The sequence below is a fragment of the Aurantimicrobium sp. genome, assembly GCF_036667855.1.
Classification (GTDB): Bacteria; Actinomycetota; Actinomycetes; order Actinomycetales; family Microbacteriaceae; genus Aurantimicrobium.
The window spans coordinates 1-12,743 of record NZ_JAVWTF010000044.1 but is presented as its reverse complement, the minus strand read 5'-3'; the positions used below and the strand labels follow the sequence as shown (position 1 = coordinate 12,743).

The 12,743-nt window shown below is 56.1% G+C and carries 16 protein-coding genes; 8 read left to right on the top strand and 8 right to left on the bottom strand.

Annotated features, from left to right (window positions below; genetic code table 11):
- The 5 genes from RR877_RS08440 to RR877_RS08420 form a co-directional block, all read left to right on the top strand.
- A partial coding sequence (locus RR877_RS08440) for an NUDIX hydrolase (RefSeq protein WP_332627920.1) occupies positions 1-516 on the top strand: 516 nt, incomplete at its 5' end.
- On the top strand, positions 516-1,802 hold the full coding sequence (gene nadA, locus RR877_RS08435; RefSeq protein WP_280796425.1) for a quinolinate synthase NadA: 1,287 nt from the start codon (positions 516-518) through the stop codon (positions 1,800-1,802). The genes RR877_RS08440 and nadA, both read left to right, overlap by 1 nt.
- A 3-nt stretch (positions 1,803-1,805) precedes the next feature.
- A complete protein-coding gene (gene nadB / locus RR877_RS08430; protein ID WP_332619131.1) occupies positions 1,806-3,344 on the top strand; it encodes an L-aspartate oxidase in 1,539 nt (512 codons plus the stop codon).
- Positions 3,345-3,346: 2 nt separating this feature from the next.
- Positions 3,347-4,201, top strand: coding sequence for a carboxylating nicotinate-nucleotide diphosphorylase (gene nadC / locus RR877_RS08425; protein ID WP_332619132.1), 855 nt, complete (start codon positions 3,347-3,349; stop codon positions 4,199-4,201).
- A gap of 9 nt (positions 4,202-4,210) precedes the next feature.
- Positions 4,211-5,365, top strand: coding sequence for a cysteine desulfurase family protein (locus RR877_RS08420; RefSeq protein WP_332627918.1), 1,155 nt, complete (start codon positions 4,211-4,213; stop codon positions 5,363-5,365).
- Between the two features lies 1 nt (position 5,366).
- On the opposite strand, the gene RR877_RS08415 is transcribed toward RR877_RS08420, so the two are convergent.
- Positions 5,367-5,828: an SRPBCC family protein gene (locus tag RR877_RS08415; RefSeq protein ID WP_110234039.1), complete on the bottom strand. Its 462-nt coding sequence runs from the start codon at positions 5,826-5,828 to the stop codon at positions 5,367-5,369.
- A gap of 18 nt (positions 5,829-5,846) precedes the next feature.
- Positions 5,847-6,368, bottom strand: a complete 522-nt coding sequence (locus RR877_RS08410; protein ID WP_332551164.1) for a heme-binding protein — start codon at positions 6,366-6,368, stop codon at positions 5,847-5,849.
- Between the two features lie 56 nt (positions 6,369-6,424).
- On the opposite strand from RR877_RS08410, the gene RR877_RS08405 reads away from it, so the two are divergent.
- A complete protein-coding gene (locus RR877_RS08405) occupies positions 6,425-7,834 on the top strand; it encodes an MATE family efflux transporter (RefSeq protein ID WP_332627916.1) in 1,410 nt (469 codons plus the stop codon).
- On the opposite strand, the gene RR877_RS08400 is transcribed toward RR877_RS08405, so the two are convergent.
- From RR877_RS08400 to RR877_RS08390, 3 genes are all read right to left on the bottom strand, one after another.
- A complete protein-coding gene (locus RR877_RS08400; RefSeq protein WP_332551163.1) occupies positions 7,831-8,193 on the bottom strand; it encodes a DUF1801 domain-containing protein in 363 nt (120 codons plus the stop codon). The genes RR877_RS08405 and RR877_RS08400 overlap by 4 nt on opposite strands.
- Entirely contained in the window at positions 8,193-8,402 is a 210-nt protein-coding gene (locus RR877_RS08395; protein ID WP_332551162.1) for a DUF4287 domain-containing protein, read from the bottom strand. The genes RR877_RS08400 and RR877_RS08395 overlap by 1 nt, the downstream gene beginning before the upstream one ends.
- A gap of 75 nt (positions 8,403-8,477) precedes the next feature.
- A complete protein-coding gene (locus RR877_RS08390; RefSeq protein WP_277495209.1) occupies positions 8,478-8,738 on the bottom strand; it encodes a hypothetical protein in 261 nt (86 codons plus the stop codon).
- A 93-nt stretch (positions 8,739-8,831) separates the two neighbouring features.
- Here RR877_RS08390 and RR877_RS08385 point away from each other — a divergent pair, with 93 nt between their 5' ends.
- Positions 8,832-9,671 (top strand): SDR family oxidoreductase, encoded by an 840-nt coding sequence (locus RR877_RS08385; protein ID WP_332627915.1) that lies wholly within the window; start codon positions 8,832-8,834, stop codon positions 9,669-9,671.
- Here RR877_RS08385 and RR877_RS08380 read toward each other — a convergent pair whose 3' ends face one another.
- Both RR877_RS08380 and RR877_RS08375 read right to left on the bottom strand, forming a co-directional pair.
- Positions 9,672-10,136, bottom strand: a complete 465-nt coding sequence (locus tag RR877_RS08380) for an SRPBCC domain-containing protein (protein ID WP_332627914.1) — start codon at positions 10,134-10,136, stop codon at positions 9,672-9,674.
- Positions 10,136-10,921 (bottom strand): SDR family oxidoreductase, encoded by a 786-nt coding sequence (locus RR877_RS08375; RefSeq protein WP_332627913.1) that lies wholly within the window; start codon positions 10,919-10,921, stop codon positions 10,136-10,138. Before RR877_RS08375 ends, RR877_RS08380 begins: the two co-directional genes overlap by 1 nt.
- A gap of 78 nt (positions 10,922-10,999) precedes the next feature.
- Between RR877_RS08375 and RR877_RS08370 the strand changes: the two genes are divergently transcribed.
- Entirely contained in the window at positions 11,000-12,298 is a 1,299-nt protein-coding gene (locus RR877_RS08370; protein WP_332619173.1) for a threonine/serine exporter family protein, read from the top strand.
- 1 nt (position 12,299) lies between these two features.
- On the opposite strand, the gene RR877_RS08365 is transcribed toward RR877_RS08370, so the two are convergent.
- Positions 12,300-12,611: a HigA family addiction module antitoxin gene (locus tag RR877_RS08365; protein WP_332619172.1), complete on the bottom strand. Its 312-nt coding sequence runs from the start codon at positions 12,609-12,611 to the stop codon at positions 12,300-12,302.
- Between the last annotated feature and the right edge of the window lie 132 nt (positions 12,612-12,743).

Below are 12,743 nucleotides of genomic sequence, written 5' to 3'. Positions count from 1 at the left end.
GCCCTAGAGCCTCGCTACCTTGAGCAGCTCTATGCATTCGGTCAACTCGACCGCTCCCCTGATGACCGTGTTGTCTCCATCGTCTATTGGGCACTTGTTGCCGGTGACGAAGCAGACCGTGCTATCCAGAGCGAAAACGTGCAATGGTTTGCAGCAGATGATTTGCCTGAACTTGCTTTCGATCACAACCTGATCGTGGACTACGCACTCTGGCGCTTGCGCACCAAACTCGAGTACTCACGAATTGCCCACGGCTTCTTGGGTGAGACCTTCACCCTCGCTCAACTCCGCGAAGTGTATGAAGTGGTCCTGCGCAAACCAGTAGACCCCGGCAACTTCCGCCGCATGGTGGAAGCCTCTGGCACCGTGGTCGCCACCGGCGAGCGCCTCGCGGGCACACCACACCGCCCACCCCAGCTCTATCGCTACAACACCTCCATTGACCTCACGGACGAAGGTCCGCTCTCACGCCTGAGTGCACCCCGCACGCTGGCCTCCACCCGAGGAGATAACTGATGAACCCGACCGCCTCGGTCAACGACCGCATCCAGCTCATTGCCGCTGGCAAGAGCGACGAGAGCACCTGCTCCCCTTCGCTAGCCAAGGGTCCGTGGGAATTCGACAAGGGCACCCCAGGCTATGGCCCCGGTGCTTCGATGGGCGATGTCATTCCCACCGGTTCTCCCTTACAAGGAGGCTTGCCCGAGGAATACAAGACTGCGACCAACGACGAGCTGCACGCACGTATCCGCGCAGCTAAAGAGACGCTCGGCGACAAGGTCGTGATCTTGGGTCACTTCTACCAGCGTGATGAGATCGTGCAGCACGCCGACTACCTCGGCGACTCCTTCCAGCTGGCTGTTGCAGCTAAGGGTCGCCCCGAAGCTGAAGCCATCGTGTTCTGTGGTGTTCACTTCATGGCCGAGACCGCAGACATTCTCTCCAACGACAACCAGAAGGTCATCCTGCCTAACCTGGCAGCTGGCTGCTCCATGGCAGATATGGCTGACATTGACTCCGTCACTCAGTGCTGGGAACAGCTCGAGGAACTCTATGGCACCGAGCCTGATGAGCAGGGACGTGTCCCTGTAATCCCTGTGACCTACATGAACTCCTCTGCAGCTCTCAAGGGATTCTGCGGTGAGCACGGAGGTATTGTCTGCACGTCCTCTAACGCAGCAACCGTGCTGGAGTGGGCTTTTGAACGCGGTCAGCGTGTGCTGTTCTTCCCCGACCAGCACTTAGGCCGCAACACCGCCAAGGCCATGGGTATCCCCGTTGAGCAGATGCCTCTGTGGTGGGGACGCAAGCCGCTTGGTGGCAACACTGCAGATGACTTGAATGATGCCAAGGTCATTCTCTGGAATGGTTTCTGCTCAGTTCACAAGCGCTTCACAGTTGAACAGATCGAGAAGGCCCGTGCGGAATATCCCGGCGTGCGCGTGATTGTTCACCCCGAAAGCCCTATGGCTGTTGTGGATGCCTCAGATGAATACGGTTCCACCGACTACATCCGCAAGGCCGTGGAAGCAGCCACCGAGCCCACCACCTTTGCCATTGGCACAGAGATCAATATGGTGCAGCGCCTGGCTGCTCAGCACCCCGAGCACACTATCTTCTGCCTCGACCCTGTGGTCTGCCCCTGCTCCACGATGTATCGCATCCACCCTGGCTACCTCGCCTGGGTGCTTGAGCGCCTCGTGGCCGGAGAAGTAGTCAACCAGATCACGGTAGATGAGTCTGTTGCTGAACCAGCACGCGTAGCCCTGGAAAGGATGTTGGCCGCCAAGCCAGCAAACTAATCCATGTCGAAAATTGTTGTTATTGGCAGCGGCGTCGCAGGACTGATCGCAGCAGCTGAGGCGAGCCGTCATCACGAGGTCATCCTCGTGACTAAGGCCAACCTTGCCGAAAGCAACACTCACTATGCCCAGGGCGGCATTGCCGCCGTGGTCTCCACCGATGACACCATCGCTGAACACGTCGCCGACACCATGTTTGCCGGCGCAGGAATGTGCTGGGAACCCGCGGTCGAGGTTCTCTGCACCGAAGGTCCAGGTCGCATTAACGACCTGGTGAACTTCGGTGTTGAGTTCGACCGCACGGGCGCAGACTTCGCCATGGGCTTAGAAGCAGCCCACTCCCACGCACGCATTTTGCATGCTGGTGGCGACGCCACCGGTGCTGTGACCAGTAATGCCCTCGTTGAGACGGTGCGCCGCACCGCCACCGAGATCCGGGAATACACCTTTGTCGCCGACATTGTGGTTGACAACAATCACGTCACGGGAGTTCAGGTATTGGACGCCGACGGCATGCAGTTCATTGCTGCCGATGCGGTCATCTTGGCCAGCGGTGGTGCCGGTCAGCTCTATCGCCACACCACCAACCCTGCTGTCACTACCGGTGACGGCGTTGCCGCAGCGTTCCGCGCAGGTGCCGAGTTGGCAGATGTTGAGTTTTACCAATTCCACCCCACTGCTTTGGCTGTTCCTGGTTCGTTTCTGATCTCTGAAGCAGTCCGTGGTGAAGGTGCAGTCTTGATCGACGCCAACGGCGAGCGCTTCATGCAGAAGATCCACCCTTTGGCAGAGTTAGCGCCTCGCGATGTCGTGGCCCGAGGCATTCAGCGCACCATGATTGAGCAGGGAGGCCAGCCTGTGCTCCTGGATGCCACTGCTTTGGGCAGTGACTTCCTAGCTCAACGCTTCCCCAGTATTACTAAGGCCTGCCGCTCTTATGGTTTGAACTGGGGACGCGACCCCATTCCTGTCACACCTGCCGCGCACTATTGGATGGGTGGCATTGCCACCGACACCTTTGGTCGCACCTCTATCCCGGGACTCTATGCCGTGGGCGAGGTTGCCTGCACGGGTGCTCATGGCGCTAACCGCTTGGCCTCAAACTCTCTGCTCGAGAGCATCGTCTTTGCTCACCGCGCTGTTCGCGCACTGGGCGAACCATGGCCGACTGATGCACCGAGTGTGCGGTGGACAAACGCTGCACCCCTGGCTGAACTCGAACTTCTTGAACCTGATCACACCTCAACGGCCCAGGTCGTCGACCGCGTGGAACTGCAGACATTGATGTGGGACAACGTGGGTCTGGCTCGCACCAAAACTGAGCTCGAGAGTGCCCTGAACCAGTTGCACTCCTGGTGCCCAGCGGATCCTGCCCACCGCCTCTTCCCCGACTGGGAAGATGCCAACCTGCTTCTCCTTGCTCGCACGGTCACCGAAGCTGCTCTGGCCCGCGAAGAATCCCGCGGTGGCCACTACCGTCTCGACTTCCCCGACACTGACCCGGCGAAAGCTCGCCCCATCACGCTGGTTCGAAAGGCGTAACCATGTTGGATCAAGAAACCATCGACCGGGTTGTTGCTGAGGCCCTGCACGAAGATGCCCCCACTGGGGACATCACTTCTCTGCTGGCCATCACCGAGGATGCCACCGCAACCGCCGTGCTGGCTGCGCGTGAACCAGGTACGTTCTCTGGTGCCGAGGTCTTTGAAGCAGCCTTCCGTCTAACCGATCCTCGTATTCAGGTGGAACTCCTCAAGAAAGATGGAGACCGTTTTGTTCCTGGCGACGAGCTCGCCCGTGTTTCTGGTCCTGCCCGAGGCATTCTCACGGCAGAACGCATTGGGTTGAACTTCACCCAGCGCATGAGTGGCATTGCAACCTTGACGGCGGTCTATGTGGACGCCATTAAGGGAACCGGTGCCACCATCTTGGATACCCGCAAGACCACCCCCAACCTGCGCGCATTTGAACGTCACGCGGTTGTGTGCGGTGGCGGAACAAACCATCGCCTCAACCTCTCCACCGCTTTCATGGCCAAAGACAACCACCTGGCTGTGTTGTTGGCAGGTGGCAAAGATCTCACAACGGAACTCCTTCGCGTAAAGAGTGAACTTCCAGATGGTGTGAAGTTTGAGGTGGAGGTAGACCGCCTGGACCAGATTGAACCCGTCATTGCCGGTGGGGTGGACATCATCATGCTGGATAACTTCTCCGTGGAAGACCTCAAGACCGGTGTTGCCCAGGTTGCGGGCCGTGCCGTGGTCGAAGCAAGTGGTGGCGTGAACCTGAACACCGTGCGTGCCATTGCGGAGACCGGCGTGGACGTGATCTCTGTTGGTGCACTGACACACTCAGCCCGCGCCCTCGACCTTGGCCTCGACGTCACGATTGATGCCTAAGAGTTCCTCATGATTTATCTCGACAACGCCGCAACCACTCCCGTGGTTCCTGCAGCGTTGGAAGCAGCATGGCCCTGGCTTACGGCAGAGTTTGGTAATCCTTCGAGCACGCATGAGCTGGGTTTACGTGCCAAGACAGCTTTGGAAAGTGCGCGCTCACGCATAGCTAATTGGCTGGACTGCCCCGCCAGTGACCTCGTCTTCACTTCCGGTGGCACAGAAGGTGACAACCTCGCCATTACTGGCCTGGCACTGGCTAATCTTCGCGGCAAACACATCATCTCTGCGAAGACCGAACACGAAGCTGTACTTGAAACACTGGATTACCTCGAGCGCGTGCATGGCTTTGAGATTACGTGGCTGAACGTGGACCACCAGGGAAACATCGACCTGGCTGAGCTGGGAAAGGCACTGCGCTCCGACACCACCCTCGTCACACTCATGCTGGCTAACAACGAGATCGGCACCACACATCCGCTTCCCCAGATCATCCAAGCAACACATGCCGTGGGTGCTCTCGTGCACACCGATGCCGTGCAGGCAGCTGGATGGTTCGATCTGCGCGTGGGCAAGAACGGCTCAGTCGTTGCCGGCGTTGATGCGCTCACCATTTCTGGCCATAAGCTCGGCGCCCCCAAGGGTTCTGGCGTGACCTACATTCGTGGACGCCTGGCCGTGGAGCCGTTGCTCCACGGGGGCGGCCAAGAATTCGGTCGCCGTTCGGGAACCGAAAACGTGGCTTGGGCAGTTGCACTCGCCACTGCTATCGACAGCCTGCCCGAAGTTTCATCTGAAAGCGCTCGTGTGAGTGCACTCCGAGATGCGTTCATCTCTCAGGTGCTCAGCTCAATCCCCGAAGCACAACTCACCGGCAACCCCACTGACCGCCACCCCGCCATTGCGAGCTTCACTTTCGCCGGGCTCAATGGAGAAACCCTGCTGTTAGAACTCGAGCAGCGCGGAGTGATTGTCTCGAGTGGTTCTGCCTGCGCAGCAGGCAGTGATGACCCCTCTCACGTGCTCATTGCTTGTGGGGTTGAGGCTGACGTGGCACAAACCTCGGTGCGCTTCAGCTTGAGCCACAGCACCACTGCTGAAGAACTCAGTACTGCAGCAGCAGCTCTAGCTGACGCTGTTTCCATCGTCAGCGGATTGGCGAATTAAGTTACTTACCCTGAGCTTCGATGAGCTTCTTGAGTGAGCCGAGACCATCCGCGAAGTTCTTGGCCATCATCTTGTCGAACTTGAACAATGCGTTCATCAGCTGACCGCCAAAGCCGCGCTCGCCACCAAGGAACCAGGTCACGGTGGTCACACCGTCAGTTTCGGTGATGAGGTATTCACTGAGTGCCTTGTCCTTGCCGTTGAAGTCCATGTCGAAGGCAATTTTGTAGGGCTTGGTGCACACGGTCATGGTCATCGAGCCTGAGCCAATGCGCTTGCCCTTCCAGGAATACACCGAGCCCACACCAGATGCTGGGGTGGAGATGGTGCTGACCAGGCTGGGGTCCATGGCACTAAATGGTGACCATGCTTCAAGCTGGTTGAGGTCGTTGAGAACATCGAAGACAGTGTCGATAGGAGCGTTGATGTCTTCGGAAACTTGGAGGCTATATGGCTTAGGCATGGTGACTAGCCTAGAGCGTTAAACCTGCCCAGGAGCAAGGGCAATGAGAACTTCATTGCGCTTGAGGAACCATGGTTTCCACGGTGGATCAAAGCGGGCGTAGTAGACATTGCCCACCGCGGTGAGGCCTGCCTCGTGGACTTTCTTCTGAAGAATGTCACCGTTTTCTTGAAAACGGTCTCCGTTCCAGCCACCACCAAACTTCATCACCGCCGCTTCGTGGGCTGCCACGTGTTTGGTGGAGACGCGAGCATTGGAAGGAAAGGGAACATCCGCAATAGTCATCCCGGCAGGAAGGACAAAGGACACCGTGTGGGTTTCTTCACCACGAGTTTCCTGTAATACCGGCGCTGTCATGGCGATCTTCTTACCCACCACGTTATTGCCAGAAATGTAGCTCACGAGTGGGCCAAAGGCCACGTTGCCTGCGCGCATAAAGTCGCCGGTGACATCAACCTGAACCAGGACGTAGTCCGGGTAGTGGCGCAGCTCAAACCCGTCGTAGTTCTTGAGGACGGTATAGGGCTGTTCTTCGGTCATGCCTTTGAGTGTATGCCTGCCAGTTGTGTGTCTGCCGGGAATAAGCTTGGCAAGTTATGTCGACACCAGTAGCAGCAACTCCAGGACGGGAAATCGCGAATATCGCGATTCCGGTCAGCCTGGAGTTTGTCTTCATCCTGCTACTGAACTTCATCAACCAGATTGTGGTGGGTGCTCTCGGTGCCGTTGCAGTTGCTTCTGTCGGCTTGGTGAACAGCCTGAATCTGATTCCCACCTTCACCTTGGGCGCCCTAGGTGCAAGTGCTGCCATTTTGGTTGCACGTGCTTATGGCGCCAAGCGCGAGAAAGAACTCAACACTGTTGTGTCTTCGGCGCTGATTGTGGGATTTGTTATTTCCTGCCTCGTTGCGATTCCGTTGGTGTTCTTTCCCGCGGAGATACTCCGGGCTTGTGGCGCATCTGACGATGTGCTCAAAGAAGGCCCCATCTACATGGCAGTGCTCTCGTTGAGTCTGCCTTTTGCTGTGCTCGCTGAAATTTTCAGTGGCATTCTGCGCTCAGCAGACCATGCCCGCTCCCCCATGGTGGCGACCATCATCACCACGGTGCTCAACACCCCCATCGCCATCATCTTGGTGTTTGGATGGTTTGGCATTCCTGCGATGGGGATCGTGGGCGCAGCCTGGGCAACGCTCATTATTTGCATCATCAAAGCCGCCGTGATGGCCTACCAAACCTACGGCCTCTATCGCATTGCTGGATGGGAAACCCCGGGCAACTGGGTCAGCTGGAAGCTGGTCTTGGTTCCCCTGTTTGTGTTGGGTATACCCCTGGCCCTCACCACGATTTTCTGGACCTCGGGCAACTTCATTTACAACATCATTGCCCAGCAAATAAGCAACGATGCCTTAGCTGTCCTGCAGATCTTTGGCTCTCTGGAAGCTGTCTTCTTCGTCGCCAGCTTGGGCCTGATGAGCGCGGTCACCGCACTGGCTGGCCGTGCCGTGGGTGCCGGCGACGGCACCCTGGCTCAGGCCTGGATTGCCAAGATCAAGCGCGTGGGTGTCTATACCGGCATCGCGTTTGGTGTTCTCTTTGCCGGCAGTGCCTTTGCTGTTCCCACGCTCTTTCCCAAGGTTGGCCCCGCAGTGCTCATCCCGGTCACCTTTGCCATCTTGCTCAATGCCACCATTCAGTTCGTCAAGGTGCGCATTGCTCTTCTGGGAGCCGCCATTCTTCCCAGCGGAGATGATGTGAAGGGCGTGGTTATTGGCGACTTCATTGCACCGTTCCTGGTGGGCGTTCCCATCACTATTGCCTTAGCCTTCTTCACACCCCTGGGCATCTATGGCCTATTCATTGGCCGAACTATTGAAGAGTTCTTCAAAGTGTTCTTCTTTAGCTGGCGTGAACGCCGCATTCAGTGGCAGGCAGTCGCTGACAAGCACTTCAAGCCGGAAGAATTGCCGGATGACCCCACAACAGGGATTATTCACGTTCCCTAGGCGTGAGGGAAAGCCTGTTTCATCCGCACAGCAATGAGCTTCTCAATCACTGCGTCAGGAACAGCCTTATCAATGGGGAACTGCACGCCACCACCCTTTTCAGAGACGACATAGCCTGCTAAGTCATCCATCATGACCCCAAAGACTTGGCCTGAGTGAGGGTAATAGCCGATGTGTTTCTTATAGGAAGCAAAGCCAGCAACTACTTTGCCGTTCACCCGGAAACCTGGCATGGCATAAGAAATGCACTGCTCTGCGTCAGGAATGACAGTCAAGATCTGTTTGCGTAAGTGCTCGAGTGAGGAGCGCTGAGGCTCTGGTTGCGCCGCGATATAGGCGTCAATTTCAGCCGTTGACATTAGAGACCGTTGTTCACGCGATAAACAGCAACTATCGCATTGGCGTGACCGTGACCCATGCCGTGTTCGGTTTTGAGATAGTTCACCTGATCCATGTGCTTCTGATCTTTCACAGCATCAAGCTGGCTCATCCAGTGTTCAATGGGTTGACCATACTTCTTCTCGATTGAGGGGAAGTAGGAAGCGGGGCCTTGAACTTTTTCAGTCATGAACAACAGAGTACTGAAACTGAAGTTAAAGAAGAAAGCCTCCTAATTACTTGGGAGGCTTTCTTGAGGTTTTCGTTAGCGGCGGTTGTCGTTGCCGTTAAATCCGCGACCAAAGAGTGGCGCGAAGTAGCAGGTGTCAGAAGCACCAGCTGAAATGAGCATGAGGCCGATAAAGAAGAAGATGGCGCCAATGGGACCCCAGGTGAGAGCAGCGATGACGAGAACGAGCCCCACAACGATGCGAGCCCAGCGACCGAAGGTCGATGACATAAATGCGGTGAAACCCATGATGACTCCTGTTCCTTGGGTATCTCCAGAATACTGCGAACAGAGCATTTAGCAGGGTCCTTACACAGGAGAAATGCTCATTTCGACCGCTGAGCGGTCCAAAAACATAGGTGGCACTCAGCGGGCAAGAGGATACTGAAAGTGGATGAGGTAGATCATCCAGACAAGGAACACATCATGGACATCGCAGGCAAAGTATTCGTCGTCACCGGTGGCGGTAACGGCATCGCTCGTGAACTCGTACTCCAACTCCTCGCAAAGGGCGCCACGGTCGCTGCCGTAGACCTCAATGCTGACGGCTTGAAGGAAACAGCCAAGCTTGCCGGCAAGGGTGCCAAGCTCTCCACCCACACCCTCAACATCACCGACCGAGCCAAGGTGATGGCACTGCCAAAGGCAGTGATCACCAAGCACGGTCAGGTTGATGCTCTGGTGAATGTGGCAGGAATCATTCAGCCATTTGTTCGAGTCAACGATCTCGAGTTCGATGCCATTGAACGCGTCATCAACGTGAACCTTTATGGCACCATCAACACCGTGAAGGCTTTCTTGCCTGAGCTCCTCAAACGACCTGAGGGTTACATCGCCAACGTCTCCAGCATGGGCGGCTATGCCCCTGTTCCTGGCCAGACCATCTACGGTGCCACCAAGGCAGCAGTGAAACTGCTGACCGAAGGTCTGCACTCTGAACTCATGGACACCAAAGTTCACGTCACCGCGATTTATCCCGGCGCGATTGAGACCAACATTGCCCAGAACTCAGGCATGGCCATGCCCGCAGACATGGACGCACATGAAGGCAACAAGTTCAAGATGACCTCAGTGAACGTGGCAGCGAGCACCATCATTGGTGCCATAGAGAAGAACTCCTACAAAGTCTTCATCGGTTCAGATGCCAAGACCATGGACAAGCTCACCCGCTTGATGCCGGAGAAGGCCGCAGCTCTGATTTACAAGCAGATGAAGGCGTTGCTGGGCTAGTTAGCCCAGGTAGTCAGCGAGCGACTGGAAGTAACTGTCCATTCCTGCTTTCGCGAGAGGGATGTGCTCTTCGGGGAGTTCACCGTACTGGCTGAACTTCACCCAGGTTCCGGTGGGACGCTCTTCAAAGTCGACCACAATCTTGGCGAATTCACCAGAGAGATCTTTATCCGCAAACTCGGAAGGGTCCTGGGAGTAGAACATGGTGTGCTCGATGAGTTTGCCGGGTTTTATTGCGGTGTAAGTGCCCCAGAAGCAGGACTGAAAGCCTGCTTCAGGCACATCCACGGCAATAGCCCAGGCTCCGCCCACGTGAGGTTCAGAAACCGAGGAACCAGGAACGTTTGCCAGGACGGTGGGGTGATACCAGGCCTCAAGCTGAGCAGCATCAGTCCAGGCCTCCCAGATGCGGGACATGGGCTGCGTGTATTCGCGCTCTACCGAGTAGAGGAAGTTGTGCTGCATTACTTGCCTTCCTTGGGCATGAACATGGTGCCCACCAATTTGATCACGGTCTTCTTGGGGAAGAACTTCACCAGTGATGAAGACATCTTATTCACACCCCCCACTACAACAGAGGGAGTCGAAGAGGACGCATCCAGTGCGGCAAACATGGTTTCCACTACTGCCGTTGCTGGCATGGGCTTGCCCGGGGACTTTCCTCCCGCAACAAGGAAGAACTCGGACTCGGTTGCACCGGGATTCACCGCGAGAACACGCACGTTCGTTCCACGAAGCTCTCCCCACACTGCCTCAGTGAAGGAACGAACAAAAGCTTTGGTGGCGCCATAGACAGCCATGCCAGGAACGGGCTGGAACGACGCCGTGCTAGCAATGTTCACCACAACGCCACTGTTGCGCTCCACCATGGCAGGCAAGAAAGCTGCGGTGAGATCAACAAGAGTGCCCACATTGAGCTGAATTTCCTGAGCAATACGTTCTCGGTCTTCGTTCACGAAGCGGTTGTTGGTTCCAAAACCAGCGTTGTTCACCAGCACATCAACGGTGTGCTTCTTGGAAACTTTCTTCGCAAGTGCCGCCCCAGAACCTGGAACGCTGAGGTCTTCGGTGATGACATCCACCGTGACGCCGTAGTTCTTGGTCAACTTCGCAGCAAGATCAGCAAGGAGTTCCTTGCGACGTGCAACGAGAACAAGGTTGCTGCCGCGGGCAGCAAAGCCTTCTGCGAAGTGAACGCCAATGCCTGAACTTGCACCCGTAATGAGTGTGGTTTTGCCGGTGTATTCCATGAGAACTCCCAAGTGGGCCCAGAAAGTGCCCTGAAGTCCCAAGTCTAGGTTGCGGAAGGAGTTTGTTACCGTGGAGTTATGACTGAGCAAACACCAGCACCTGCCACACGTTCTGATGTGACAGACATGCTAACCGAAGCGGCAGCTGCCATGGTGAGCTCCACCTACCCCGCCCCCCAGGCAGAGGAAGTGCTACGCGGACTGGCCGCAGCCTATGACGCAGATGCAGAGATTGTTCTCTTACCCACCTTGGTGCTCACCGAGACCAAGAAGCACGGCGTTCCTCAGATGCGCTCAGTGAAGACCAGCTACCGCTTCGACCAAATGACGCAGGTGCAGTCGGTCATGGCGCAGGCTCGTCACAACAAAGAAGATGCCCACGATGTGGCCGAGAGTCTGCGTGCCATTGCAACCAAAAAACCGATTTACCCTTCTTGGTTGCGAGTCATAGGTTATGCATTATCTGCATTGGGCTTTGGCGCTGCCTTCCGGCTGGATCTTCCGGCCCTTCTGGCAGTGACTGTGTTGGGTCTGATTGTGGGGATGATGGTTCTCACACTCAGCAGAAGCCCACGTTTTGCTGCGTTATTACCCCTCATGGCGACGTTTGTTGCTGGCCTGATGATTGCCGGTTTGTCCATATTTCTCGACAAGCCAGACCCTGTTCGCATGGTGGCCATGTTGATTGTGGTGTTACTGCCAGGGGCAACCCTGACATCTGGAATTATCGAACTCGTCAGCGGCTACATGATTTCTGGCGCATCCAGACTGATGTATGCCTTGATGATTTTGGGCAGCATGGCATTTGGTGGCGCGTTGGCTATTGCCGTGAGCGGCATCCCCGCCACTCGATTAGAAGATGTCACCGCCACATTGACCCCCGTATGGGTCGCGTGGGCTGGTGCAGCCCTCTATGGAATAGGCACGTTCCTCTATTTCTGCACTCCAGTGCGACTGTGGCTCCCCAGCTTGTTCGTCATGATGGTGAGTTTTGGAATTTCGGTACTGGCTGTCCCCAGTCTCGGCGTTGCACTGTCTGCAGGAATTGCCACCGCAGTTGGTCTGATCACGTCCTGGGCCATTAATGCTCGCTTGGGTGGTGGCCCCGGGGATTTGGCTATCTTCTTGCCCACGTTCTGGCTCATTGTTCCCGGTTCCACCGGTTTCATTGCCATCACAGGAGAATTGGAATCGGCAAAGAACCTCAGCGATGTTGCTAACACGGCAGCAATGACCTTCTTTGCCATGGCGATTGGCATGATGCTGGCCACGGCGGTCTATCCCCTGTTGTCCAAGATTGCTCCAGACACCAAGCTCATTATGCGCAATGGTGCAGGGCTTATCTTGAACACTGTCAAGATCAAGCCAGAGAAATAACCTAGGCGCGAAGCTGCTCCTGCACGGCAGGAAGAAGCTCAATTCGATCTAAGGTCTCATTGAGAATTTCTGACTGCTTATCCAGGTCAAATCGTGCCTGGAGGTTCAACCAAAATCGGGGAGTCATTCCAAAGGCTCTTGCCAAACGCAGGGCTGTGTCAGGCGTGATGGCTCGCTTACCGTGAACAATCTCATTAATTCGACGGGCGGGCACATCGATATGACGTGCGAGTTGAGACTGGGACAATCCATAAGGTTTAAGAAAGTCATGCAGCAATACCTGACCAGGAGATACCTTGTCCAATAATTTCATGAGTGCTGACCTCTCCTTAAAGAGAAGTTAATCAGGTGGCACGGACAATCAACTCAGGGCCATTGCCCTTGAAGGGGTTCACCCGATACTCACTCAGACCAGCAGCGACAGGTCTCGCCTGAGCAACTGCCA

Coding starts and splice junctions, on each gene's coding strand:
- nadA (WP_280796425.1), top strand. CDS start 516: ATGAACCCGACCGCCTCGGTCAACGACCGCATCCAGCTCATTGCCGCT.
- nadB (WP_332619131.1), top strand. CDS start 1,806: ATGTCGAAAATTGTTGTTATTGGCAGCGGCGTCGCAGGACTGATCGCA.
- nadC (WP_332619132.1), top strand. CDS start 3,347: ATGTTGGATCAAGAAACCATCGACCGGGTTGTTGCTGAGGCCCTGCAC.
- RR877_RS08420 (WP_332627918.1), top strand. CDS start 4,211: ATGATTTATCTCGACAACGCCGCAACCACTCCCGTGGTTCCTGCAGCG.
- RR877_RS08415 (WP_110234039.1), bottom strand. CDS start 5,828: ATGCCTAAGCCATATAGCCTCCAAGTTTCCGAAGACATCAACGCTCCT.
- RR877_RS08410 (WP_332551164.1), bottom strand. CDS start 6,368: ATGACCGAAGAACAGCCCTATACCGTCCTCAAGAACTACGACGGGTTT.
- RR877_RS08405 (WP_332627916.1), top strand. CDS start 6,425: ATGTCGACACCAGTAGCAGCAACTCCAGGACGGGAAATCGCGAATATC.
- RR877_RS08400 (WP_332551163.1), bottom strand. CDS start 8,193: ATGTCAACGGCTGAAATTGACGCCTATATCGCGGCGCAACCAGAGCCT.
- RR877_RS08395 (WP_332551162.1), bottom strand. CDS start 8,402: ATGACTGAAAAAGTTCAAGGCCCCGCTTCCTACTTCCCCTCAATCGAG.
- RR877_RS08390 (WP_277495209.1), bottom strand. CDS start 8,738: ATGCTCTGTTCGCAGTATTCTGGAGATACCCAAGGAACAGGAGTCATC.
- RR877_RS08380 (WP_332627914.1), bottom strand. CDS start 10,136: ATGCAGCACAACTTCCTCTACTCGGTAGAGCGCGAATACACGCAGCCC.
- RR877_RS08375 (WP_332627913.1), bottom strand. CDS start 10,921: ATGGAATACACCGGCAAAACCACACTCATTACGGGTGCAAGTTCAGGC.
- RR877_RS08370 (WP_332619173.1), top strand. CDS start 11,000: ATGACTGAGCAAACACCAGCACCTGCCACACGTTCTGATGTGACAGAC.
- RR877_RS08365 (WP_332619172.1), bottom strand. CDS start 12,611: ATGAAATTATTGGACAAGGTATCTCCTGGTCAGGTATTGCTGCATGAC.